We start from the raw sequence: 25,313 nt of genomic DNA, 5'->3' as shown, positions 1-25,313 counted from the left end.
GCCAACGGCCAAAACGGCTACCATTGAAAGAAAAGCTGTCTCAGTTTAACATACCGTGTTCTGACAGTTGTTTTATGCGTATATACAGGAATCAAAAAAAGAGGGCTGATCCCAAAACACATTCGCGTTTTGGGTCAGCCTTCTTCTTTCATGCAAACGCAGGCACATCGAGCCGCCGCTTTATTCAACGATTTCTTCATGATGGTGGTAATAGCGCTCATAAATGTATTCAATTTCTGCATCGGTCATATAGGCGAGTTCCTCACGCGACAATCCCCGCACCTTCTCGATAAACTCAATCATATTTTTCCGTTCCGTTCTGCTCATGATCGCCACTCCTTTACTCTGTTTTAAAACACAAACTTAATATCTTGTTTTTATTATATAACAGAGGGAACAAAACAGTCAACAATTTTTAAAAAAATAAAAAAATAAAAACGATCAAGCTGCTGTTTCCTGTTCCCTTCGGCTGACGAGGCAAATGGCCGGAACGAGGAGGACAGCGCTGACTGCAAGGAAAAAGGCGCGAGCAGATAGGTCCACCACGCTGCCGGCAAGCGGCGGGCCTGTCACGCTGCCGAGACTGTATAGCATCCCACACAACAAATTGCCGGAGGGAAGCAGCGCTTTTGGCAGCAGGTCGGTCATATAGGCGATGCCGAGCGAAAAGAGCGAGCCGGTAAACATGCCTGCGGTGAACAAACAGGCAGCCAACCCAACTGCGGACGCCCTGACGGCGAGGGCAGCCAAAAAACAACCGGCGCCGGTCAACAGAGCAGCGATGATGACTCTGCGCCGTCCGAATCGGTCGCTGAGCGCTCCGAGCAGAAGCTGAAAGACGATGCCGCCGAATGAGAAACAAGGCAAAATAAAGGCAATTTGTTCTGCGTTCATCCCCTCGCGCAAGGCGTACAGCGGGAAGATGGAATGAACGGCTGCTTCCAAAAAACCGTAGGCAAACGGCAGCAAAAGCGCTGGCCACGCCTGTTTCCAAGCGCTAATAAACCGACCGGCCGCCGACGTAGAACGTTCAAACGGCTTTGGTTTTTCGTTCGGCAGCCAAAAGACGCCGATCCAACCGGCGAAGCTAAGGAGAGCGGCTAAATAAAACGGAAGCGCCTTCTCGACCGAAGCGAGTGAAGCCAACAGTGGGCCCATAGTGAAGCCGAGGCCAAACGCCCATCCATACAGCGACAATCGCCGCCCGCGCTCAGCCGGCGGAGTAGCGTCCGTAATCCACGTTTGGGTCGCAAAATGAAGCATATGATCGCCGATGCCGACGGCAAAGCGAAGAGCAAGCCAAAAGAAAAGTGAAGGAAAAAGTGGAAAAAGAATAAGCGAACATATTACAATGAAACCACCAAGAAGAATGAGGGCCCGATAGCCATAGCGTCTCAGCGGCCGCTCCAAAAATGGCGAAATGGTCAAGACACCGATATACAGGGCGGCGGCGTGAGCTCCGTTAACGGACGAAGAGATGCCGTTTTCATCAAGAAGCATCGCCAACAGCGGCAGCAACATCCCTTGCGACAGGCCAGAGACGGCGACAATTCCGGTTAAGAGGGCAAAACGCATCGTGCATCCCCATTTCGATTGAAATCGCCGGCCGATCAAACAAGCGAGGCCGGATGTTTCCCAGGGCGAATGAATGCCCTTATCCATCGTACATAGAAACGGCGGTTAATGCAACGAAAACAATCAAGAGGAAAGGTGGAAGAGAAATGAACAAGGTGTTTGCTTGGATGACATGGATCGGCGTGCCGGTGTCCGTCATCGGCGGACTTCTTCATTGGCCGACTGTCTTGATGTTTGTGCTGTACTGTCTGACGATCATTGCGCTCGCCAGCTATATGGGGCGGGCGACGGAAAGCTTGGCGATCGTCGCCGGACCGCGCATCGGCGGGCTGCTGAATGCAACATTCGGCAATGCAGTGGAGCTAATTATTTCCATTTTTGCCTTGCAAGCTGGACTCGTTGATGTTGTGCTTGCTTCCTTAACCGGTTCGGTGCTCGGGAACTTGCTGTTAGTGGGCGGATTATCGTTTTTTGTCGGCGGGTTAAAGTATAAGCGGCAAGAGTTTAGCGTTTATGATGCTCGCCATAATGCCGGGCTGCTGACTTTTGCCATCTTCATCGCTTTTGTCATTCCGGAAGTGTTTACCATGCATATGAATCACAGCGAACAAGTGGCGTTGAGCGTTGGCATTTCGATCATCATGATCCTGCTTTACGCCGCCGCCCTTTATTTCCGGCTTGTCACCCATCGCGGCGTATATCAGCATAAATCAGAAGAAGTGGAAGAACATGAAGAACCGGAATGGGGCAAAGGGAAAGCGACTGTCATTTTGGCGCTGGCGACGGTTGTGGTCGCTTATTTGTCAGAGCGGCTCGTTCACACGTTTGAAACGGTCGCCGAATCATTCGGCTGGAGCGAGTTGTTTATTGGGATCATCATCGTGGCCATCGTCGGCAATGCGGCGGAGCACGCGTCCGCGGTTATTATGGCATACAAAAACAAAATGAACGTCGCCGTCGAGATCGCCGTCGGCTCGACATTGCAAATCGCCATGTTCGTCGCGCCGGTGCTTGTGCTTGTTTCGCTTTTGTTTCCGGAAAAAATGCCGCTTGTCTTTTCACTTCCTGAGCTGGTCGCGATGGCCGCTTCCGTGCTTTTGATGATCGTGCTGTCAAATGATGGTGATACGAACTGGTTTGAAGGGGCGACATTGCTCGCTGCCTATACGATTATGGGGATCGGCTTTTACTTGCTGTAAGCTGCTTTCTGTTTGCCGGAACAAAGCGTCCGATGCCAAGGCGGGAAGAAAATTTCGCTGTTGCGGATAAAGCGCGCATTTTGAAAGAAAATAACAGTGAATCATGGGACAGAAAGGAGCGAAGATGATGAAAAAGTGGGCCGTTTCCTTATTGACGAGCACGCTTCTCCTTTATGCAGCAGCGTTCCCAGGGCTAGCGGCTTCCGGCAAACCGGCGCCCGGTTCGGTCATCGATATATCAAAGGAAAACACATACCCGAATCCGACGCAGGATATGCCGCATCTGGAGCCGAGTTCGTTTGCGAAACAACTGTTAAAATCGGCAAATGTCCAAATTGAAAATCCCGAATTGATCCATCTCTTTAATGAATCTTCGGCGACGGATACGCCATGGGCCATCGGCTATCGAGCGACGATTTATTTAGGCCAATGGCCGCTCAATTACCAATCGCTCGAGACGTCGACGAACTGGGAATATCAAAAGGTCAACACGAATTTCCTCGATAACCGCGGCGGTGATACGGCGCAAAAGCTGTACTATAAGCAAGAAATGCAAAAATATGTCCGCGGCGGGTTGACGGCGAAAGTGCCGAATGAAGAGGCGGTCAAGCGGATGATATTGAACAAAGCGATGGAAAAAACAAACTTGCCGCTCTCTTTTAGCACCGTTGTCGGCCTTGGCACGAAAAAAGACCAGCCGTATCATGTGCCGGCGAAGAAAATGGGCTATCTATACGCGTACGCTCCAGCGGTGAATGAGAAAGGGAAAGTGACGTACGGGGAAGTGTACGTTGTCCTCAAAGGAAACAAAAAGAAAATCGTTGTCAAAAATGTGACGACAAGAGGAGTCGGGGCGTGGATCCCGGTGCAGGACCGGCTGTATATGTCTTACGTTGTCAGCGAGCAGCCGAGGTAAAAGGTGCCCAAAAGACGGGCACCTTTTCCATTTGCTAGTCATACCGCTTATCGGGCAATGCGCGCGGATCGTTTCGTAAAATCGATGTCGCGATAATACGTCTGCTTCACAAGAACGTTCGGCCCGAGGCAGCGCGCCGCCGGACAATGGCAAAGCAGCTCATTGGCCAGTTTCGAGCGGCGCCATTGGTCATACACGTCAGGCAGCGAATCGTGGATGATGTTGCCAAGCGGCGGTTCATCGCCGAAATCGGTGACGATGACATCGCCGGTGAAAATGTTGACATTGAGCCGCGAGCGGCCGTCCGGATCGTTGCGCACGGTGACGTTTTTGCTTTCATACAGCCGCTTCAATAGGGCCACATCTTCTTCGTTGTCGCTGCATGGGTAAAACGGCAGCGTCCCGAACAACATCCAGACGTCCTCGTTGCGAATGTCAAGCAAATGGTGGATCGCTTCGCGCAACTCGTCCAAGCTCAATGTCTCGAGTGCACTGGCAAAATCGCTCGGATACATCGGATGGATTTCATGACGCCGGCAGCCCATTTCCTCGACCACTTGGCGGTGGATCGTTTCCAAATGGCGAACCGTCCGCTTGTTGAGCATCGTTTCCGCCGACACCATGACCCCTGCTTTCGCCAACGCTTTCGCATTGTCGAGCATGCGCTGAAAATACTTTTCACGCTGGGCGCGCGTCGGCTTCCGCTCCATCATGGCGAATCCGCCGTCGATAAAGTCATCGATCGTTCCCCAGTTATGGGAGATGTGCAGCACATCCAAATACGGAATGACTCGTTCATAGCGCGCCAAGTCAAGGGTCAAATTTGAATTCAGCTGCGTCCGCACCCCGCGCTCGTGCGCGTAGCGGAGAAGGGGAACGACGTATTGTTCGACGGATTTTAATGACAGCATCGGCTCGCCGCCGGTGATGCTTAATGATCGCAAATGCGGGATTTCTTCCAAGCGGCGGAGCAACAAATCAAGCGGCAGCGCCTCGGGGTCTTTTGCCGACAGCGTATAGCCAACGGCGCAATGCTCACAGCGCATATTGCAAAGCGTCGTTGTCGTGAACTCGATGTTGGTCAGTTCAAGTTGTCCGTATTCTTCAATATCGACATACGCCTCCCACGGGTCATACATCGGTGTAATCGCTGGCATGGTCGATGCACGCATGTCTTTCTCCTCTTTCCATTCAAAGTCTCAACGTTCATTATCGGCAACAGTCACTCAGCTTGTCAATTGTTTTACCGATCCTCTATCCCATTCCTATGAGGCGGGCGGGGGACTGATGAGACGGAAAAGAAAGATTTTTTCCATAACCGAGAAAAAGCAGTATAATAGAAGGAGATGAGACAACTGCCGATAGGGCGATCCAAAGGGAAAGGGCGTGGAACCGACATGGAAAAATTCCAGCAAAGCATGTATGACTTGATCGTTGAGACGTCAACGAAGCTGCCGAAGGACGTTCGCCGAGCGATCGCTCGGGCGAAAGTGCGCGAAAACGCCGGCACTCGGGCGGCGATGGCGCTCGATACGATCGTCGAGAACATTCAAATGGCGGACGAAAACGTGTCGCCGATCTGTCAGGACACCGGCTTGCCGACATTTAAAATCAAAGTGCCGGTCGGCGTCAACCAAATTGAAATGAAAAAAGCGATTCGGGCGGCCATCGCTGAAGCGACGAAAAACGGCAAGCTGCGTCCGAATTCGGTCGACTCGCTCACCGGCAAAAACAGTGGCGACAACTTAGGAGAAGGCGTGCCGGTCATCAAATTTGAACAATGGGAAAACGATTACATTGACGTCCGTTTGATTTTAAAAGGCGGCGGCTGTGAAAACAAAAACATTCAATACAGCCTGCCGTGTGAACTCGAAGGGCTCGGCCGCGCCGGCCGCGACCTTGACGGCATTCGCAAATGCATTTTGCATGCGGTGTACCAAGCGCAAGGGCAAGGGTGCAGCGCCGGCTTCATCGGCGTCGGCATCGGCGGCGACCGCTCATCGGGCTATGAGCTCGCCAAAGAGCAGCTGTTCCGCCCGGTGGATGACGTCAATCCGATCGAAGAACTCCGCCAGTTGGAAGAATACATTATGGAAAACGCCAACAAGCTCGGCATCGGCACGATGGGCTTTGGGGGCGAATCGACGCTGCTGGGCTGTAAAATCGGTGTCATGCATCGCATCCCGGCAAGCTTCTTCGTTTCCGTCGCTTACAATTGCTGGGCGTTCCGCCGCATGGGCGTGAAAATCGACCCGGCAACGGGCGAGATCATCGAATGGCTGTACCAAGACGGCGAAGACGTTGATTTCGCGAAAGAATTGGAAAAAGCGGAAGCCGCCGCGGCGCTTGAACAAGGCGACACACGCGTCATCGACCTCGTTCCGCCGCTGTCGGAAGAACAAGTGCGCCAGCTTCGCGTCGGCGATGTCGTCCGCATCAGCGGCATGATTTACACCGGGCGCGACGCTATTCATAAATATTTGATGGACCATGACGCCCCGGTCGATTTGAACGGGCAGATCATTTACCATTGCGGCCCGGTGATGCTGAAAGATGAAGAAGGCCGCTGGCACGTCAAAGCCGCTGGTCCGACGACGAGCATCCGCGAGGAGCCGTACCAAGGCGACATCATGAAAAAATTCGGCGTCCGCGCCGTCATCGGCAAAGGCGGCATGGGCGCGAAAACGCTGCAAGCCTTAAAAGAACACGGCGGCGTATACTTGAACGCCATCGGCGGCGCCGCGCAATATTACGCCGATTGCATCAAATCCGTAGAAGGCGTCGATTTGCTGGAATTCGGCATCCCGGAAGCGATGTGGCATTTGCGCGTCGAAAACTTCACCGCCGTCGTCACGATGGATTCGCACGGCAACAGCCTGCATGAAGATGTGGAAAAATCGTCGCTTGAAAAACTCGCTCAATTTAAAGAACCGGTGTTCAAATAAAAAGAAACGATTTCAAACGAACGGCTGGCCGCTCAGCTCACCTGGCCCCAAACGCGTGTGCCGCAGGCGCGTTTGGGGCTTTTTTGCAAAAAATGGCGCGCGTAAAGCGCGGAGGCGGGAAAACAATAAGAAAAAGGAAACGACCGTGGCCAAGGAGGCATTGTGCGCATGAAATGGCTTTTTTCTCTTTTGTTGCTGTTCACGTTGATCCCCGCCCCCGCGTTCGCGGCAAGCCATGCGCCGATCCATTGGGGATTCAAGCGGAGCGAAAACCATCAGCCCCCATCGGCGGGGAAAGAGCTTGACGAACTGCTCGCCAAATACGATGCCTTGTATTTAGGCGATACGAGCGAAAAAACGATTTATTTGACGTTTGACAACGGCTATGAAAACGGCTATACGGCGCAAATTTTAGACGTGTTAAAAGAAAAGAACGTGCCGGCTGCCTTTTTTGTCACCGGCCATTACTTGCAAACCGCCCCTGAGTTGGTGAAACGAATGGCCGCCGAGGGGCACATCATCGGCAATCATTCATGGCACCACCCCGATTTGACAACGGCAAGCGAAGAGCGGTTCCGTGAAGAGCTGGAAAAAGTAAAAGAAAAGACCGAGGAATTGACCGGGCAAAAAGGGATGGCGTACCTTCGCCCGCCGCGCGGCATTTTCAGTGAACGGACGTTGGCGCTCGCCCGCGAGCTTGGCTATTACCACGTCTTTTGGTCGCTGGCGTTCGTCGACTGGCAGACCGACCGCCAGCGCGGCTGGCAATACGCGTACGATCAAATAATGAAGCAAATCCATCCCGGGGCGATTTTGCTTTTGCACTCGGTTTCGAAAGACAACGCCGACGCGCTGCCGAAGGTGATCGACGACTTGCGCAAACAAGGGTATACGTTTGCCAGCTTAGATGAGTTGATGGCGAAAAAGATGGGCCTCCATCCGTGGTTGTTTCGTCCGTAAGGCCTTCAGCGCGGCCTGTCTGCTCATGGAAGTGAGCGCTTTTCGGTGCAGAGGTCAGCGCCGACGGCTTCTGTTGTCCCCGTGTCCGTCGTCGTTGTCGCGTTGCGGATGGTCAAAACAACAGGGTGCGCCGCTAGGCCATTCCCCGCCTCGCCACCAGAAACGGATCGGCTGCTTGTCCGATTCGTTGGTTTGGCGGGGCGTTTTTCGTTATAATAAGGGCACGAACGAACGAGAAAGGTGAGAACGATGTGGAAGCAAACGATTACCGTGCCCGCGCCGTACGATTTTGCCCATGCGTTGGAGCGATTGGCGCTCGATCCGCTGCTGGCGGTTGATCTAGAGCGGCAGCGCGTCACCGTGCCGCTTCATCTCGATGACGTAAAGGTGCCCGTCGCGGTGGAAAGCATCGGCACAAAAGACGCCCCGCGCTTGATCGTGTCGGGTCCGCATCCCGAGCGGCAACAGGAGATCATTGAACGGATTTCCGATCTGTTTCAATGGCGGACGCCGCTCGCTTCGGTGCACCGTCATTTTCAGGCGACCGAACTGGCGCCGCTGTTTGCCCGTTATGAGGGGCTGCCGTTGGTGCTTGATTTTGATTTGTATTTTTGCCTCGTCAAATGTTTGATCCACCAACAGCTTCATCTCAAAGTCGGCTATCGGCTCACAGAGCGGTTTGTGAAAACGTTCGGCGAGGAGCGGGACGGCGTTTGGTTTTACCCGCGCCCAGAAGAGATCGCCGCCCGCTCGTACGAGGACTTGCGCGCCTTGCAGCTGAGCGGACGGAAAGCGGAATATATCGTCGATATGTCGCGCCTCATTGCCGAGGGGAAGCTGCGGCTTGATGAACTCAGGCAGATGGAGGACGGAGAAGTGATGGAACGGCTGACCGCCATCCGCGGCATCGGGCCATGGACCGTGCAAAATTTCCTCCTGTTCGGGCTCGGCCGCCCGAACGTCTTCCCACCGGCGGATATTGGCTTGCAGCGGGCGGTGGAACAACTTTTTCAGCTGCCGAAGCGGCCGACCGCGAGCGAGCTGGCGGCGCTCGGCGAACGGTGGAAGCCGTATGCGAGCTACGCGGCGCTTTATTTATGGAGAAGCATTGAATGAGAGGGACCGATATGGCAAAGCGACAAACGAAGGTGAAGATTCGAAAGGGAGACCAATTTCCGCTGACGATTCAACGGATCGGCATTAACGGCGAAGGGGTCGGCTATTTTCAAAAACAAGTCGTCTTCGTCCCCGGCGCCTTGCCGGGTGAGGAAGTGATCGTCGAGGCGACCGACATCCACCCTACCTATGCCGAGGCGAAAATCAAGCGCATCCGCAAGCGCTCGCCAAACCGCATCAAGCCGCCATGCCCGCTCTATGACCAGTGCGGCGGCTGCCAGCTGCAGCACTTGGCGTACGAAGCACAGCTGGAGGCGAAGCGCGACATTGTCATCCAGGCGCTGCGCCGCCACGCCCGCCGCCTCGATGTTGACAAACTTGACATCCGTCCGACGATCGGCATGGATGACCCGTGGCATTACCGAAACAAAAGCCAGTTCCAAGTCGGGATGAAAGAAGGGAAGGTGCTCGCCGGGCTGTACGGCCTCAACTCCCATCGGCTCATCGACTTGTCGGAATGCCGCGTCCAACACCCGCAAACGACGCGCGTGACGAACATCATCAAAACGATTTTGCAAGACTTGCGCATCCCGATTTACAACGAGCGGACAAGAACCGGCGTCGTGCGGACGATCGTCGCCCGCGTCGGCTTTCATACCGGCGACATCCAAGTCGTTCTCGTCACGGCGACGAAAGACATTCCGCGCCAAGAGCTGCTCATTGACGAAATTCGCCGCCGTCTCCCCGAAGTCAAATCGATCGTGCAAAACATCAACGGTGAAAAAACATCGCTTATTTTCGGCGATGAGACGGAAGTGCTCGCCGGCGACGAATACATTCAAGAAACGCTCGGCGATTTGTCATTTGAGCTCTCCGCGCGCGCGTTTTTCCAGCTCAATCCGATCCAAACGGTGAAATTGTACGATGAAGTAAAAAAAGCGGCCGCTCTCACCGGAACAGAGAGGATCGTGGACGCCTATTGCGGCGTCGGCACGATCGGGCTGTGGCTCGCCCGCGACGCCAACGAAGTGCGCGGCATGGATACGATTCCAGAAGCGATCGCAGACGCAAAGAAAAACGCCAAAAAACACGGGTTCACGAACACCCATTATGTCGTCGGCAAAGCGGAATATTGGCTGCCGAAATGGGTGAACGAAGGCTGGAAGCCGGACGTCATCATCGTCGACCCGCCCCGCGTCGGCTGCGACCGGGCGCTGCTCGAAACGATCCTCCGCGTCCGCCCGCAAAAAGTCGTCTACGTCTCGTGCAACCCGTCCAGCCTCGCCCGCGACCTCGACACCCTAGCGGCTGCCTATCGCGTCGACTACATCCAGCCGGTCGACATGTTCCCGCATACGGCGCATGTGGAAGCGGTGGCGAAATTAACGTTGCAATTTTGACACTCCACACGTCTTCAGCCGTGTGGAGTGTCAATGGAAAACGAAATCGGGTTCTTCCACCCCTTTTTGGGAGAAAGAAGAGAGGGAGAAAGGGGAAGAAATGCTCATGTTCTTCCTTGTTTTTAAAACTCGAAACCAGTCAGAGTCAGCGAGAGGTAAAAAGGAAAATCGAAAACATTATATCCTGCCCACGGAAATGCTTACATGTTGGGTATGTAAATAACGAGCAGAACACAAATGAAAGGCAATGCTGAAAAATCAACTAACATAAGATGTACATGAGCAATTTTTGCTCTCCCTCCTTCATGAAAATGGCAACTCAAGGAGCGCACATTCTCATAGAAAACCAGAGCAAGGCCGAGTGCGCATTTTTCAATCATGGTCATAATGTAGAGGAGGGTCATGCCATCAAGTGAAACGTTTGCCTCAGCTATTGCATCAACAAGAAACTCCTTCTAACAGGGCTCGCCGTTAGAAGGGATTTTTTATTTGGAAAAATAAGACGCTGGCCGCTTCGGATTGAGCACAAGGCTAGCTGGGTCATGATATCTTGATCAAAAATACGCCTCCAGTCGTAGACAAAATATATCTACAGAACATGAAGGGAAGCAGGTTGTCTGCGGTACGATAGAAGACGAAAGGAGGCGAAAGGATGGCAAAAAAGATCGGGTTGTTCGTTGCCGGCGCGGCCGCCTTGCTGGTGCTCTTGTTTCATCTCGGGCCGCTTGTCGGGCTGGCGATCACGCTGGCGATCTTGTACTATGCGTTCAAGAAATGTTTGAAAGCCCCATCGACATTTGGGAAAGTGGTGTGGGCGCTCATTGGCTGTGCGGCGTTGGTGGCCAGCGCTTCGAATGTGCCGGCGCTCATCGCGCTTGTGGCGGCGTATGTGTTGTATGTCGTGTATAAACAATGGAACGGAGTGAAAGGGGAACGTGTCGTTCCGGAAAGCGACGATCCGTTTGTCAACTTTGAAAAACAATGGGCCGAGCTGCAAAAACAGTATTAATATGGACGAAAGAGGAGTGATCGATGGTGGGCGTATTCTCGCGTTTGAAAACGATCATTGAAGCCGATCTTCACGAATGGCTTGACGAAAAAGAAAAGAAAAACCCCATTGCGCTTCTTAATCACTATTTGCGCCAATGTGAACAAGAAGTCGAGCGGGTGCGGCAGCTGCTTGAGCGCCAATATGTGTTAAAAGAGCAGTTTGCCCGTGAACATCGCGAGGCGGAACAGATGGCGGAAAAACGAAGCAAGCAGGCGGAGGTGGCGGCGCAGGCCGGGGAAGTAGAGCTGGCCGAATTTGCCCGGCGCGAACAAGCGCAATATGCGGAACGGGCGGTCCGCCTGAAACAGCTGCTCGAGCAAGCGAGCCGCGAGCTGTTTGAGTTGGAAGCGAAATATGAGGACATGAAGCATAAGCTGAAAGACATGCAGATGCGGCGCATGGAGTTGATGGGGCGGGAAAACGCGGCGCGCGCGCACTACCGAATCCATCGGGTGATCAGCGGGGATGCCGGCCCGGCGCTGGCGGCGTTCGCCGATGCGGAAGCCTACCTTGACCGCCTCGAGCGGCAAGTTCGCTCCGATTATTACCGGAGCACGATCGACGCGCGCATCGCTCAGCTGGAAAAGCAGTTGCAGGAAGGAAACTAACCGGATATGCTAGAAGGTGTCCCAATATAATGGGGCACCTTCTTTCATACCTGTGTATGTGCATGAAACATGCCAATCCATAATATGTTGTGCCTTGGTGCGAAGAACATGAAAACCATCTTTTGGGACAACGTTTTTCATTTTGGACAACAGGTGGGATCCCCGCATGCTCGATCAACGGAAGAAAACGGATTATGTCAGTTGGGTTGCGTTGGTGACCCTGCTCCTTTTTGCGATTGAAATTTCTTTTTTTCGCCCGGGTGTGCTGTTTTCATTGAGTATATCAGTCGGTTTGATTTATGTTGGAAGGAAAAGATGGCATCGGCGGAAAGGGAAATGGCTGTTTTGGCTTGGCTGCATCATGTTGGCGATTCATGTCTTAACGATGATGGCCGCCCGTTTTGTCATGGTTGCGCTGTTGTGTTATGCCATTTGGCAATTGTTCCAGTCAAAGCGGCATCCGACGGTGATCCGTCCGACTATGACCGAGAACTCGTATGGGGGAGAGGTAATTGTGCGCCGTCAACCGCTGTTTCAAAATGTATGGGTTGGCCGGCAAGCGACCCCAGAACAGGTGTACGAGTGGAATGATGTCAATATCCAAACGGGGATCGGGGATACGGTCATTGATGTCAGCTATACTGTGCTTCCCAAAGGGGAAGCGGTCATTATCGTGCGTGGCTTGGTCGGCAACATTCAAGTTCTCGTTCCGTACGAAATCGAGACGAGGCTCGTTCATTCCGCCATTTTCGGCGCCGCCTCGCTGTTTGGCAAGGAACAGGAAAGAATGTTCAATGAAACGCTCATTTATCAAACGTCTTCGTATGATCAAGCGGAACAAAGACTGAAAATCGTCACCTCGATGATCATTGGCAATGTCGAGGTGAAACGCGTATGAGTCGCCCGATGCTCGCTTCCGTTTTGCTTGCGCTTATGCTTGCTGTGGCGTTGCTCGTTTCCTTTTTCTATTTGCTTCCGCCCGGAATGTGGTCGTCTTTGTGGGAGCAAACCGTGATGGGATTGCCGTTTTTGCTGTTTGTGTTGGCCGTAAGCGTGTGTATGGGGATCGCTGTTGGATTGATGCTTGATTCCTTCTTTCGCAAGCAGTGGCATGCGGTTGTGCAGGCGCTGCGGCACATTGAACAAGGAGAAATGGGGGAGTTGCATCGGAAAGAGCCGCCATCGGAGCTGCAAGACGTCTGGCGACAAATCGAGAAGCTGCAAGCGCAATGGCTCGCGCAAACGAAGCGCGTGCAAAAGTTAGCGGCGGAAAAGGCGGAGCAGGAAGAACGGCTCGTTGAACGCATTCTTTCGGAAGAGCGCACGCGGTTGGCGCGGGAGCTGCACGATTCGGTCAGCCAACAATTGTTCGCCGCTTCGATGATGATGTCGGCCGTCATGGAAACGATGCCGCCGGATGATGAACGGCAGCGCAAACAATTGGCCATGGTCGAGCAAATGATTCACCAGTCGCAATTGGAAATGCGGGCGCTGCTTTTGCATTTGCGGCCGGTGCAGCTGAAAGGCAAATCGCTTCAAGAAGGGATGAATGAACTGCTCACGGAATTGGCGGGCAAAGTGCCGCTCGAGATGAAATGGAACATCGAAGACGTTCCGCTCGATAAAGGGGTGGAAGATCATCTGTTTCGCATTTTGCAGGAGTCGCTGTCGAACACGTTGCGCCATGCGAAAGCGCAAACGGTGGAAGTATTGCTGATTGAACGGGACGGGTTTGCGATTTTGCGCGTCACTGACGACGGTGTCGGTTTTGATGTGGAACGTTCAAAAAGCGGTTCGTACGGGTTGAAGCACATGTATGAGCGGGCGGCGGAAATCGGCGGAACATTGAAGGTAGTCAGCTTAAAAGGCCAAGGAACACGGCTGGAAGTGAAAGTGCCGCTTTTGCACAGGGGGGATGACCGTGATTAAGGTGCTGCTTGTCGATGATCATGAAATGGTGCGGCTTGGCGTGTCCGCGTATTTGTCCGCTCAACCGGACATGGAGGTGATCGGTGAGGCGGAGGATGGGCAAAAGGGAGTTGAGCTCGCTCTCCAGTTGCGGCCAGATGTCATTTTGATGGACTTGGTGATGGAACCGGTGGACGGCATTGCGGCAACACAGGAAATCATTCGCGCATGGCCGGAGGCGAAAATCATTGTCGTGACGAGTTTTTTGGATGATGAAAACGTGTTCGCGGCGCTCGAAGCAGGGGCGACGAGCTATTTGTTGAAAACATCGAAAGCGAGCGAAATTGCCGACGCCATTCGCGCTACGTTCCACGGACAATCGGTGCTCGAGCCGGAAGTAGCGGGAAAAGTCATGCAAAACCGGCGAAGACAACGAGAGCGGCTGCCGCACGAACAGCTTACGAGCCGGGAGATGGAAGTGCTTTTGCTGATGGCGCAAGGGAAGACGAATCAAGAAATGGCTGATGAATTGTTCATTTCCCTCAAAACGGTGAAAGTGCATGTGAGCAACATCCTCGCCAAACTCGGCGTCCAAGACCGGACGCAAGCGGTGATTTATGCGTTTCGGCATGGATTGGTGAAATGAGGAGTGTGCGAGTGGCAAGAGATGATGAAATGACAAAAAGGGGGAAATCGTCGATGAGTGGAATCGCTAACACGCCGCAGCCGCCGTATTATGCCGTTATTTTTACATCGGAGAGGACAGAAGGGGACGATGGATATGAAGAAATGGGGAAAATGATGGTAGAACTCGCTGCCAAACAGCCCGGATTTTTAGGTGTGGAAAGCGTGCGAGGGCAGAATGGAATCGGGATTACGGTTTCCTATTGGACGTCATTGGAGGCCATTCGCAATTGGAAAAAGCATGATTGGCATCAACTGGCGCAGAAAAAAGGAAAAGCGGATTGGTACAAGCGCTATGCATTGAGAGTATGCTATGTCGAACGCGATTCATTTTTTGATAGGGAGTAGGTGTTCTGTGAACACCAAAACCGCTCCATTTCATCAAAAGGAACAGGAGGATGAAACAGGAGCGGTTTTGTTCGTTGCGGTGGGTCAAAAAGGCTAACGTTTCGAGAGGAATTACGCTTGTTTGGCCAATTGGCGAAGCTTTCGGTCGTGATGGAGCACCTTCGTGGTCAACACTTCGACCGAGGTTTGCGTGTCTGCGAGTTCTTCTTCGAGGCGATCGCTTCGTTCGTTCAGTTGTCTGTTCATCTGTTGCATTTCCTCACGAAGGGAATCGATTTTGGCTTCAAGACGGGTTTCGACAGCATGGATTTCGCTGCGGAGCTGCTGGCCCATTTCGTGCATTTCTGTGCGGAGTTGTTGCCCCATTTCGTGCATTTCCGTGCGGAGTTGTTGGCCCATTTCATGCATTTCTGTGCGGAGTTGCTGCTCCATTTCGCGCATTTCGCCGCGGAGTCGTTGCTCCATTTCCTGCATTTCACCGCGCAGTCGTTGTTCCATCGCTTGCATGTCATCGTGCAGTCGCTGTTCCATTTCCTGCATTTTCGAGCTGATTTTGTCGGAATGTTGTTCGAGGGCGTGCAACACCGCTTGAATGATTGTGCTCTCTTCCATTCCTTTCACCTCCTCATGGCCATTATAGGCGAAACGGAACAGGAGCGAAAGAGAAAAGATGGCGGGTTTCGTCGAAAAGGGGCGGTGGAATTTTTGGGGCGAACCGCGTGTTTTCGATTTATTATGCCGCCTGCTTTGCCATACATTGAACTAATCCACCTTAATTTCTGACGAAATTTGAAGATGGAGATTCCTGCGAACACCAAGGCATCCCTCAGTTATTTAGCAGGCTATCCCCGTCGCACCGACGGTTAGCAGTACCAATGGCATAGGCCTCCTGCAAGTATTGCAAACTTGTACATTGGACTTGCCACGCACCCTACTTTAGCTTGGTTTTCGCAACTTCGGTGTGCGTGGTAGACGAATTGATGCTTGGATATTTTACATGACAGAGCCTTTCCTGTCACAACCCCATATATCCAGTTTTCAAAGAACATGTACAGGAATATGATACCATGCAAACAGGTGTTTTGGCTATTGCCAACCGACATTCATCTCCCACTTATTTTTGGGCTACGCCCTGCACAAAATTGAAGTAGGAGTCTTCTGTCGGAAAACGATAAAACCATAGCTTGGCCGAAAAAAGGAGATGAGCAAATTGGATGCGGGGTGGACGTTTGACAATCGTTATGCAAGGCTGCCGGAACGCTTTTTCAGCCGCGTTCTCCCCAGGCCGGTGCGCGCGCCGGAACTGGCGGTGCTCAACCGGCCGCTTGCGGCAGAACTTGGGTTGAATGAAGAAGCATTGCGAAGCGACGCAGGGGTGGCGGTGCTGGCGGGAAATCGGATCCCGGACGGGGCTGAGCCGCTGGCGCAGGCGTATGCCGGGCATCAGTTCGGCTATTTCACGATGCTTGGCGACGGACGGGCGGTGCTCATCGGCGAGCATGTCACCCCAAGCGGCAAGCGGGTGGATATCCAGCTGAAAGGCTCGGGACGAACGCCGTATTCGCGCGGCGGCGACGGGCGGGCGGCGCTCGGGCCGATGCTGCGGGAGTACATCGTGAGCGAGGCGATGCACGCCCTTGGTATTCCGACGACCCGCAGCTTGGCGGTCGTGACAACGGGAGAGACGATTAGGAGGGAAACCGAACTGCCTGGGGCGGTGTTAACCCGCGTCGCCTCAAGTCATTTGCGTGTCGGGACGTTCCAATACGCGGCGCAATGGGGGACGAAAGAAGAGCTGCGCGCGTTGGCCGATTACGCGCTCGAGCGGCATTTCCCTCGGTTTGAGGAGGCTGAGAACCGCTATTTGTTTTTGCTTGAACAAGTCATCGCCCGGCAAGCGGCATTGATCGCCCAATGGCAGCTTGTCGGTTTCGTCCACGGGGTGATGAACACCGATAACATGACGATCAGCGGGGAAACGATCGATTACGGGCCATGCGCGTTTATGGACACGTATGACTTGAAGACGGTGTTCAGCTCCATCGATACGGAAGGGCGGTATGCGTACGGCAATCAGCCGTATATCGGGGGCTGGAACTTAGCCCGATTGGCGGAGAGCTTGCTGCCGCTGCTGGATGAGGATGAGGAAAAGGCGGTGGCGTTGGCGCAGGAAGCGCTCGATCAATATCCGACGTTGTACCATCGTCATTGGCTCGACGGGATGAGAGCGAAACTCGGTTTGGCTGAAGCGCAAGAGGGGGATGGCGGGCTTATCGCGGATTTATTGCGGCTGATGGAAGAGCACCGCGCTGACTATACGAACACGTTCCGGGCGTTGACGTTAGGCGAGTACACCGGAATGGCGCTCTTTGACGCTTCCGAGTTTCGCGAGTGGCACGAGCGCTGGCAAACGAGGCTCAGCCAAGAAGCGGTTTCGCGGGAAGAAGCGTATGAACGGATGCGCCGCCATAATCCGGCCGTCATTCCGCGCAACCATCGGGTTGAAGAGGCGTTGGCCGCCGCGGTCAATTGCGGCGACTACAGCGTGATGGAGCGTTTCCTCGAAGCGCTGGCCGACCCGTACGCTTATTCGCCGGAACAAGCCGAGTACGCGGAACTGCCGCCGCCGTCCGACCGGCCGTACCGGACGTTTTGCGGGACGTGAAAAGGGCCCTTGGGAGCCCTTTTTTCATTTTCCTCTTTACTTTGACGTTGCGTCAAGGTGTATCGTCATCCATAGGGAGGTGAGGAACATCGAGTACACCGTGCATGAGTTGGCCAAACTGGCGGGGGTGACAAGCCGGACGCTTCGGTATTACGATCAGATTGGGTTGCTGAAGCCGGCGCGGTTGAGCGACGCCGGGTATCGGCTATACGGGCCGCGCGAAGTCGATCGTTTGCAGCAAATTCTCTTTTATCGTGAACTTGGAATCGATTTGGAAACGATCAAACAAATCATTCATTCCCCGTCCTTTGATGAACTGAAAGCGCTAAGGGAGCACCGCCAACAGCTGTTGGAAAAAAGACGCCATCTGGATGCGTTGATTGCGAGCGTTGAAAAAACGATTGCCGCTAAAGAAGGAGGAATCATGATGAGCGACGAGGAAAAGTTTGCTGCGTTCAAGGAGCAGCTGGTTGAAGAAAACGAGCGGAAATATGGAGAAGAAATTCGCCGCAAGTATGGCGATGAACAGGTCGATCGTTCCAACGACAGACTGCGGAAGATGACGAAGGAACAGTTTGATGAGGCGGAACGGCTCAGTCAAGAGGTGCTTGAGGCATTGAAAGAAGCGATGCAAGATGGCGACCCGGCCGGCGAGGCGGCGCAACGGGCGGCGGATTTGCACCGTCAATGGCTTTGCTTCTGGTGGGATCATTATTCGAAGGAAGCGCATGCCGGACTGGCGCGTCTGTATGTCGAGGACGAACGGTTTCAAGCATACTATGACCAAGTGCATCCGGGAGCGGCTGAGTTTCTCAAAGAAGCGATTTGGATCTATACGGGGATGAAAGACCGTTAAGCAGCAGGCGGCTCGCCCGAAGAATAGGCGGGCCGCCGTTTTTGATGGCTCTGGATGAAGGCGTTCGATTTGCGGTACAATCAAAGTGGTGCATAAGGGGTCCTCGGTGAACAGCGAAAGGAAGGAGTGGATGCAATGGAGGCGCTCAGACAACGACTGCGGGCCATTGACCAAAAGGGATATAAAGCGTACAAAGCGATTGAGGGGGAGTATTCCTTTCCGGCATTTACCTTGGCGATTGACCATGTGCAAGGCGACCCGTTTGCGGAACCGTCGAAAATTCGGGTGATCGTGCCACGGGTGAAGACGGTGTTGACATCGGAGTGGACGAACACGAAACCGCGCCGCGTCCGTTGCGAAGATGTGCTGGCGCGCCGCGTCCATCACGAACTGCGGCAATGGCCGGCGCGGGCGCGCGGGTCGGGAAAAAGCGGGCTCGTGTGGATCGACGCACCGGGGCAGAAGGTGCTCGAGCGAACGGCGGTGCACATCACCGATGAGACGATCACCATTTGTTTATCGGTTGGCTTGCCGGCCAACGGGCGGCGCATTTTAGCGAAGGAAGCCGAGAGCATCTTTTTCGAACAAATTCCAGCTGTGATCGAGCGGGCGGTGTACGGCCTTCACGAAGAGGATATCCGCCCGGCGGTTGAGCTGGCCGATCAACAGCATGCCATCCGCCGCTATTTGCATGAGCGCGGATTGGTGGCGTTTGTCGCCAACGGCGCGATCTTGCCGCGCGAAAGCGGGGTGAGCGACAAGCCGCTGCGGAAAGGTGCGGTGCCGTTTCAAAGCCCGCCGGAGCTCGAGGTGGCGATTCCGGTGCCGCATCGCGCCGAACCGATCAAAGGCATGGGCATCCGGAAGGGGATCACGCTCATTGTCGGCGGGGGTTACCACGGAAAATCGACGCTGCTTCAGGCGTTAGAGCACGGTGTGTATGACCATATCGCCGGCGATGGCCGGGAGTTTGTCATCACTGACAGCGGGGCGGTGAAAATTCGCGCTGAGGACGGCCGCAGCGTGGCCAATGTCGATATTTCCCCGTTTATCGGCACGCTGCCGTACGGCAAGGAGACGACGCGCTTTTCGACGGAAAACGCGAGCGGCAGCACCTCGCAAGCCGCGAGCATGATCGAAATGATCGAAGCGGGGGCGTCGGCGTTTTTGATTGATGAAGATACGAGCGCCACCAATTTGTTCATGCGCGACGCGCGCATGCAGGCGCTCATTGCGAAAGAAGCTGAGCCGATCACCCCGTATATCGACAAAGCCCGTCAGCTGTTTCACGACTACGGCATTTCCACTGTCTTGGTCGTCGGAGGGTTAGGGGATTATTTTGAGATTGCCGATTGTGTGATCAAAATGGAACAGTATGTTCCATCCGATGTGACCAGCGAAGCGAAACAGATCGCGGCCAAGATGCCATCGGGGCGGAAAGCGGAAGGCGGAGAGTCGTTTGGCCGCATTCGTGAGCGCATCCCGCTGCCGGAGAGCTTAAACAGCCAAAAAGGAAAGAAAGCGAAAGCGGCCGCGCGCGGTCGCCACGTCATTCAATACGGGCTGACGGACGTGCTGTTGTATGCGCTGGAGCAGCTCGTCGACGACAGCCAGACGAGAGCCATTGCTGCGGCGTTCTTGTATATGGAGCGAAAAGGATGGCTTGACGGAACGAAGACCGTCCGTCAATTGCTCGATGCCATCGAGGAACGGTGGGACCGACATGGGCTTGGCTCGATTTCTTTCCGAAACGGCCATCCCGGCGAGTTCGCCCGCCCGCGCCGCTTCGAGCTGGCGGCGGCGCTCAATCGGCTGCGGACGCTTCGCTGCCGGCAGTGCTAGGAATAGAAGGACGGCACGTGGAGGGGAGGTTATGTCCGCTTTTTGCCGCCCGGCTGTGCTTCCACCTGAACAAACGGCGTTTGTTGCGGGGAGGAGCATCAGCACCTTTGCTGGGAACAAAATGAACATGCCCCGCTGGACCGCAGGGCAAAAGAGGAACATCAGCACCTTTGCTGGGAACAGCGGCGGCTGTCTCCTCCGGTTTTTCCCTGTTTTCCGGTGATTTGACTCTAGCGCCATGAAGCCATTGCGGCTATAATAAAGTTTATGAGTGCAACGTGGCGAAAGCGGCGGGAAGCCGCGGGCAAGTGAGGGGGTCAGGGCATGAACAAATCCAAAGGCTGGATCGAATCCGAAATCAGCAAAGCGTTGACGAAATGGGAAAAAGACTTTCTTGGCCGCGGCTCGGTGTCGGTCAAAACGGATATTTTGCGCGACATGATCATCGTGTCCTTGCACGGCATTTTGACGCCGGCGGAGTATGCGCTGTGCGAGACGAAAGAAGGGATGCTGGCGGTAAAGCGGTCGAGAACGAGTTTGGTCGAATCGGGAGTCGATGAGTTGAAAGAGATGATTTTGGAGATCACCGGCGAGCAGGTGAAAAGCTTCCACACCGATTTGAGCACGCGAACAGGCGAGCGCATCATTGTTTTTAAGCTGTTTCACGATTTGGAAAAGCAGTTGACAAAGTAACTTTTTTCATGACAGATCCATCAAGATGTTGTATAATAAAAACAACTTTTGTATAGTAAGTATAAAATAAAATCGAGAGGACGATGCTGTCGGCAGCCCTTCAAAAAACCTACGTCGGCTTAGGTTCGTTGAAGGGAAACCGACCGTCGCCCATTGCAAGACAGCGCGCGGGAGATCTTCAAACAATCGCATGGAAGATTGGTTGAAGGTAAACCGGCTATGAGCAATCGCTCGGCAATGGAACGGCCTTGTGGGGCCGCCTTGCCGGATTGACATAGCCGGTTTTTTCTTTTCTTCCGCACGGAGTGCCAATCAAACAGAGGGGAGGAGACGGAAATGGGAATGGAATGGATCACTTGGGGATGGTTTGCATCGGTGGCAGTTGTCCTCGTCAGTGCGCTGATTTGGTTGTTCCCGCGTGTGCCGGAGCGATACGTGCATGTTCATGTTTGGCTGTTGCTTCTGCCGGGGGCTGTAGCGCTGATGGGGTGGATCGGCGCTGGGTCTGTGGATATTGGCCGTTGGCGGTTTGATGCCGTCAGTTGGCTGTCCGGCGTGTATGTTTCTTTGTTGAGTTGGGCGATTCAACGGTTTTCGATTCGCTATTTGCATGGAGATCGCCGCTATCGGTGGTATTTCTCGCTTTTGACGTGGACGACGGTGGCCGCCTCGCTCACGTGGGCGGCCGGCGACTTGCGATTGATCGCAGTGTGCTGGGGGCTTCCGCTCGTGGGGCTTGTGGCGTTGACCGCGTTGAAAAAAGAATGGGAGCCGGTTCCGTTCGTCGTCCGGCAGATGAGCGTGATGTTTTTGACCAGCTGGCTTGCTGTTGCCATTGTTGCCGTTTGGCTTGGGATGGAAGGCGGTGAATGGACGCTGGCTTCTATGCTGTCAGCGGAACGGTTGGCTCACCTTGGCCCATGGGAAAAAGCCGTGTTGAATGGGCTGCTCCTATTGGGTGCCATTATTCCAGCCGGTCAGTGGCCGTTTCATCGCTGGCTGATGGAATCGGTTGTGACGCCGACGCCAGTGTCAGCGGTGATGCATGCAGGGATGGTGAATGCTGGGGGATTGTTGCTTTGGCGCTTTTCTCCGCTTTTTCACGAAACATGGGCGCATGTGGCGCTCTTTCTGATCGCTTTTGCCTCGATTTTGATTGGCACGGGCGTTAGTTTTGTTCATGTTGACTACAAGCGCCAGCTCGTCGGTTCGACGATGGCGCAAATGGGTGTTATGCTGGTGCAATGTGCGCTCGGTGCTTATGGAGCAGCGGTTGTGCATTTAGTGCTGCACGGGTTGTTTAAAGCGACGCTCTTTTTGCAGTCCGGCTCAGTCGTGCCGCGAGTCGGTCGGATAGGATTGCGAAAAACAGGCAGTTCGTGGCCAGGCGGCATCATCCTCGGCGTGCTGCTTGGGTGGGCCTTTTGGCAGGCGGCTCCGCACGAACCGGCCCGGCTGTTGAGCGCGCTTTTGCTTGCGGCCTCGGCAACAGTTGCTTGGGGGCGGCTTGCGGATTTTCGCGAAGGCCGATGGCTGGGTTTTGCGGTTGTCGCTGCTTTGGCGCTGGTGTCCGAAACGGTGCGCCATCAATTTATGGTGCTGCTTCATAACGGGGTGCCGTCCGCGTTTCTGCCGCCCGCTTCGTTCGAATGGCTTGTCTGCGCTCTGTTTGTTGCCGCGGCGCTGGTTGCTGTATGGGTCGCAAACCGGCGCAGCTCCATGCTTGCCATTCACCTGTACATGTGGCTTGTTCATCTTGGTGAGCCGCGTCCGGCGGCGACCGAAGCACAACCGCGTTATTTGGCATCCTATCTAAAGGAGGGGATGGCTCATGAGTAGAGCCGTTGTATCAATCGAACGGTCGTCGGCAGCAAAAAAAGGAGGCGCCCGCCCGCTCGCCGTCATGGTCAGCGAAGCGGCGAAGGCAATCGCTCCGCTTTGGCCGATTTCTGCGTTCATTGCCCGCCATCCGTGGATGGGGATGGAAGACAAGTCGTTTGTCGACGCGGCTGACCGGCTGCAAGAAGCTTATGGCATCGATTTGTATCCGCCAATGGCCGTTTTTCATTCGGCCCTATCCAAAGGGGAGATTGACGTTTCCTTCGTCGAGCGGCGTCTGCAACGATGGTTGGATGACGAGCCGCTTCCTGCGCCGCGCCATGAAGCGGAACGTCTATGCCGCGCCCTCCTTTGGAACGATGAGGTGCCAGAAGAGGCGCTTCAAGCGCCGGAATTGGCTGAGTTAGCTGCGATCACATTGCCGCGTCATGCTTCCATTCGTCCGGTGCCCGTACGCCTTCGTTTTGCCAAACGGCTGGATCAACAAATGGCAAAATGGTGCAAGCTGTTTTACGATCGGGGAGAGGCGGCGTGGGCGCTGCCGCACCGCGAACAAGGCTTTTACGGGTCTTGGCGTCGTTTGGCGCCTCTTGATCCGTCCTTGTCCAAGGAGGAGCGGAAACGGCTTTTCGATTGGCCTTGCCATCCAGAGGAGGCGCTGCAACGGGCGCTTGAGCAGCTAGGGGTGCAGGATGAGGAAGCCGTGGCCTATTTAGAAGCGCACTTATTAGCTCTGCCCGGCTGGGCGGGGATGATTGTCTGGCAATCGCGCCAGACAGGCGATGAAGTGGACGGATTGATTAATTACTTAGCGGTTCGTTTATCGCTGGAGTGGGTGTTCACAGCGCCGCATCTCCCGCTGAAGGAGGAAGAAAACGAAGACGATCGTACGGTTGGGCCGCTGTTGGCCGCTTGGATCCATTGGGGCGGGATGACGGTGGACGACTGGCGCCGCCTGTCGCTCCAAGATCGCCGAACTCGCTTGGCGTTCGCCGATCGTTTTTGGCGGATCGGCCGCCGCCATCTTTGGCTTGAGGCGTGGGAAGACACGTATGAAGCGAAGCTGAAAGAAGCGGTTCTCACCCGTCAACCAGAGGAGCCAAAAGAGCCGGTGGCAGCGCAGCTATTGTTTTGCATTGATGTGCGCTCCGAGCCGTTCCGCCGTCATCTCGAGGAAGCGGGGCCGTTTGAAACGTACGGCTGCGCCGGCTTTTTCGGTTTGCCGATTCAAACGCGCGTACTTGATGGCGACGACGCCCATCCGTCGTGCCCGGCGATTGTGGCGCCGCAGCATGAAATCAACGAAACCGCTTCTCACGAGACGGCAGCGCCGTACCGCCGGCGACGCGATCTGTTCCGCTTTGTCGGCCGAACGTTTAAAAAAATCAAGCAGCATCTGCTAGCTGGTTTGCTGCTTCCGGAAATGAGCGGGCCGTGGCTCGGTTTGCATACGATCGCCCGCAGCGCAGCGCCGGCTTGGGCCGGGCAAGCCATTCATCAGGCGGAAATGTCGGCGGAACAAAAACCGAAGACGACGCTGTCGCTGGATTGCCAAGGGCATGACGAAACGACCGGATTGCCGATCGGGTTGACAAAAGAAGAGCAAGCGCAATACGTAAAACAACTCCTCGTCAACATTGGCTTGACATCCTCATTTGCTCCGCTTGTCGTCGTCTGCGGCCATGAAAGCGAGACGACAAACAACCCGTATGCGTCGGCGCTCGATTGCGGGGCGTGCGGCGGCGCGGCTGGGGCGTTCAACGCCCGTGTGTTTGCCGCCTTGGCCAACTTGCCGCACGTGCGGGATGAATTGGCGAAAGAGGGAATCGTCATCCCGGATGAGACAGTGTTCGTCGCCGCTGAACATATCACGACCGTTGACGAGTTGCGTTGGGTGGAAGTGCCGCCGTTATCCGAAACGGCAAAACAGTCGTTTAAGCAACTGACACAGGCGCTGGCCGGCGTCAGCCGCCAAGCCAATGCTGAGAGGATGGCGAAGCTGCCGCATGTCGGCGCCATGCCGCGCGATCCGGTTGCCGAAGCCCGACGCCGCGCCGTCGATTGGAGTGAAATTCGTCCGGAGTGGGGATTGGCGGGGAACGCCGCTTTCCTGATTGGCCGGCGGGCGTTGACAAAGGGTGTTCATTTAGACGGCCGGGTGTTTTTGCACAGCTACGATTGGCGCGAAGATCCGACCGGTGAGGCGCTGGCCGGCATCATCGCTGGGCCGGCCACGGTTGGGCAGTGGATCAACTTGCAATATTATGCTTCGACAGTGGCACCGCATTATTACGGAAGCGGCGACAAAACGACCCAGACGGTGACCGGCGGCATCGGCGTCATGCAAGGGAACGGAAGCGACTTGCTGGCCGGCTTGCCGTGGCAGTCCGTCGCCGCGTCTGACCGTGAGTGGTTCCATTCCCCGCTTCGGTTGCTTGTTGTTGTTGAAGCGCCGTCTTCCTATATCGAGCGGCTGCTCGATGAAAATAGCGAATTTCGGCGCAAAGTCCAAAACGGCTGGCTCCGCCTCGCTTCGATTGACCCAAACAGCGGGGTGTGGGTGAGCTGGGAGGCAGGCCGCCTCGCGTCGGTACAGCAACGTTAAAAAGAAACGATCTGCCGCTTGCTGAGTTTGTTTGGCAGGCGGCTTTTTTTTCGGCGACTGTCAAACAAGGCAGGGAAAATGGATGCACGCTGCGAAATAAGAT

Annotated in this window: 22 protein-coding genes; 18 read left to right on the top strand and 4 right to left on the bottom strand. The window is 54.7% G+C overall.

Translation table 11 applies throughout. The features are described from left to right. Positions 1 to 180: 180 nt before the first annotated feature. Entirely contained in the window at positions 181 to 327 is a 147-nt protein-coding gene (locus ETC05_RS13515) for a BH0509 family protein (RefSeq protein ID WP_011229925.1), read from the bottom strand. A 114-nt stretch (positions 328 to 441) separates the two neighbouring features. Next, entirely contained in the window at positions 442 to 1,575 is a 1,134-nt protein-coding gene (locus ETC05_RS13510; RefSeq protein ID WP_171661240.1) for an MFS transporter, read from the bottom strand. 146 nt (positions 1,576 to 1,721) lie between these two features. Between ETC05_RS13510 and cax the strand changes: the two genes are divergently transcribed. Both cax and ETC05_RS13500 read left to right on the top strand, forming a co-directional pair. Then, complete coding sequence (gene cax / locus ETC05_RS13505) at positions 1,722 to 2,774, top strand: calcium/proton exchanger (protein ID WP_031405699.1); 1,053 nt, start codon at positions 1,722 to 1,724, stop codon at positions 2,772 to 2,774. A 127-nt stretch (positions 2,775 to 2,901) separates the two neighbouring features. Next, complete coding sequence (locus tag ETC05_RS13500; protein ID WP_031405697.1) at positions 2,902 to 3,690, top strand: YfkD famly protein; 789 nt, start codon at positions 2,902 to 2,904, stop codon at positions 3,688 to 3,690. A 47-nt stretch (positions 3,691 to 3,737) separates the two neighbouring features. Here the strand turns inward: ETC05_RS13500 and yfkAB are convergent, their stop codons facing one another. Then, the gene (yfkAB, locus tag ETC05_RS13495; RefSeq protein WP_031405695.1) at positions 3,738 to 4,862 is read right to left on the bottom strand and encodes a radical SAM/CxCxxxxC motif protein YfkAB; all 1,125 of its coding nucleotides are present in this window, start codon (positions 4,860 to 4,862) and stop codon (positions 3,738 to 3,740) included. Between the two features lie 225 nt (positions 4,863 to 5,087). Between yfkAB and ETC05_RS13490 the strand changes: the two genes are divergently transcribed. From ETC05_RS13490 to ETC05_RS13445, 10 genes are all read left to right on the top strand, one after another. After that, positions 5,088 to 6,635, top strand: coding sequence for a fumarate hydratase (locus ETC05_RS13490; RefSeq protein WP_031405693.1), 1,548 nt, complete (start codon positions 5,088 to 5,090; stop codon positions 6,633 to 6,635). 168 nt (positions 6,636 to 6,803) lie between these two features. Next, positions 6,804 to 7,595 carry a delta-lactam-biosynthetic de-N-acetylase gene (pdaA, locus tag ETC05_RS13485; RefSeq protein ID WP_171661239.1) on the top strand — a complete coding sequence of 264 codons (792 nt, stop codon included), beginning with the start codon at positions 6,804 to 6,806 and terminating at the stop codon, positions 7,593 to 7,595. 249 nt (positions 7,596 to 7,844) lie between these two features. Next, complete coding sequence (locus tag ETC05_RS13480; protein WP_171661238.1) at positions 7,845 to 8,711, top strand: DNA-3-methyladenine glycosylase family protein; 867 nt, start codon at positions 7,845 to 7,847, stop codon at positions 8,709 to 8,711. Then, entirely contained in the window at positions 8,708 to 10,111 is a 1,404-nt protein-coding gene (gene rlmD, locus ETC05_RS13475; RefSeq protein WP_171661237.1) for a 23S rRNA (uracil(1939)-C(5))-methyltransferase RlmD, read from the top strand. The genes ETC05_RS13480 and rlmD overlap by 4 nt, the downstream gene beginning before the upstream one ends. 652 nt (positions 10,112 to 10,763) lie before the next feature. Next, positions 10,764 to 11,120: a lmo0954 family membrane protein gene (locus ETC05_RS13470; RefSeq protein WP_031405686.1), complete on the top strand. Its 357-nt coding sequence runs from the start codon at positions 10,764 to 10,766 to the stop codon at positions 11,118 to 11,120. Between the two features lie 23 nt (positions 11,121 to 11,143). After that, positions 11,144 to 11,770 (top strand): PspA/IM30 family protein, encoded by a 627-nt coding sequence (locus tag ETC05_RS13465; protein WP_171661236.1) that lies wholly within the window; start codon positions 11,144 to 11,146, stop codon positions 11,768 to 11,770. 166 nt (positions 11,771 to 11,936) lie between these two features. Beyond that, positions 11,937 to 12,668 (top strand): cell wall-active antibiotics response protein LiaF, encoded by a 732-nt coding sequence (liaF, locus tag ETC05_RS13460; RefSeq protein ID WP_031405681.1) that lies wholly within the window; start codon positions 11,937 to 11,939, stop codon positions 12,666 to 12,668. Then, positions 12,665 to 13,699, top strand: a complete 1,035-nt coding sequence (locus ETC05_RS13455) for a sensor histidine kinase (protein ID WP_171661235.1) — start codon at positions 12,665 to 12,667, stop codon at positions 13,697 to 13,699. Before liaF ends, ETC05_RS13455 begins: the two co-directional genes overlap by 4 nt. Continuing rightward, positions 13,692 to 14,324 (top strand): response regulator, encoded by a 633-nt coding sequence (locus ETC05_RS13450; RefSeq protein ID WP_171661252.1) that lies wholly within the window; start codon positions 13,692 to 13,694, stop codon positions 14,322 to 14,324. The genes ETC05_RS13455 and ETC05_RS13450 overlap by 8 nt, the downstream gene beginning before the upstream one ends. A 53-nt stretch (positions 14,325 to 14,377) precedes the next feature. Continuing rightward, a complete protein-coding gene (locus tag ETC05_RS13445; protein WP_031405675.1) occupies positions 14,378 to 14,710 on the top strand; it encodes an antibiotic biosynthesis monooxygenase family protein in 333 nt (110 codons plus the stop codon). A 111-nt stretch (positions 14,711 to 14,821) separates the two neighbouring features. Here the strand turns inward: ETC05_RS13445 and ETC05_RS13440 are convergent, their stop codons facing one another. Then, positions 14,822 to 15,322, bottom strand: a complete 501-nt coding sequence (locus ETC05_RS13440; protein ID WP_171661234.1) for a DUF1640 domain-containing protein — start codon at positions 15,320 to 15,322, stop codon at positions 14,822 to 14,824. A gap of 589 nt (positions 15,323 to 15,911) precedes the next feature. Between ETC05_RS13440 and ETC05_RS13435 the strand changes: the two genes are divergently transcribed. From ETC05_RS13435 to ETC05_RS13410, 6 genes are all read left to right on the top strand, one after another. Beyond that, the gene (locus tag ETC05_RS13435) at positions 15,912 to 17,375 is read left to right on the top strand and encodes a protein adenylyltransferase SelO (protein WP_171661233.1); all 1,464 of its coding nucleotides are present in this window, start codon (positions 15,912 to 15,914) and stop codon (positions 17,373 to 17,375) included. A 67-nt stretch (positions 17,376 to 17,442) separates the two neighbouring features. Beyond that, on the top strand, positions 17,443 to 18,231 hold the full coding sequence (locus tag ETC05_RS13430) for a MerR family transcriptional regulator (protein WP_171661251.1): 789 nt from the start codon (positions 17,443 to 17,445) through the stop codon (positions 18,229 to 18,231). A 135-nt stretch (positions 18,232 to 18,366) separates the two neighbouring features. Beyond that, positions 18,367 to 20,073, top strand: a complete 1,707-nt coding sequence (locus tag ETC05_RS13425; RefSeq protein ID WP_171661232.1) for an ABC-ATPase domain-containing protein — start codon at positions 18,367 to 18,369, stop codon at positions 20,071 to 20,073. Between the two features lie 324 nt (positions 20,074 to 20,397). Next, the gene (locus ETC05_RS13420; RefSeq protein ID WP_031405662.1) at positions 20,398 to 20,766 is read left to right on the top strand and encodes a Na-translocating system protein MpsC family protein; all 369 of its coding nucleotides are present in this window, start codon (positions 20,398 to 20,400) and stop codon (positions 20,764 to 20,766) included. Positions 20,767 to 21,102: 336 nt separating this feature from the next. Further along, on the top strand, positions 21,103 to 22,605 hold the full coding sequence (locus tag ETC05_RS13415) for an NADH dehydrogenase subunit 5 (RefSeq protein ID WP_031405659.1): 1,503 nt from the start codon (positions 21,103 to 21,105) through the stop codon (positions 22,603 to 22,605). Next, complete coding sequence (locus ETC05_RS13410; RefSeq protein WP_171661231.1) at positions 22,598 to 25,210, top strand: DUF2309 domain-containing protein; 2,613 nt, start codon at positions 22,598 to 22,600, stop codon at positions 25,208 to 25,210. The genes ETC05_RS13415 and ETC05_RS13410 overlap by 8 nt, the downstream gene beginning before the upstream one ends. The last annotated feature ends 103 nt before the right edge of the window (positions 25,211 to 25,313 follow it).

Source organism: Geobacillus sp. BMUD (genome assembly GCF_013096845.1).
GTDB classification, from domain to species: Bacteria; Bacillota; Bacilli; order Bacillales; family Anoxybacillaceae; genus Geobacillus; species Geobacillus vulcani.
The sequence above is the reverse complement of the archived record's forward strand: the minus strand, read 5'-3'. Positions and strand labels throughout refer to the sequence as shown.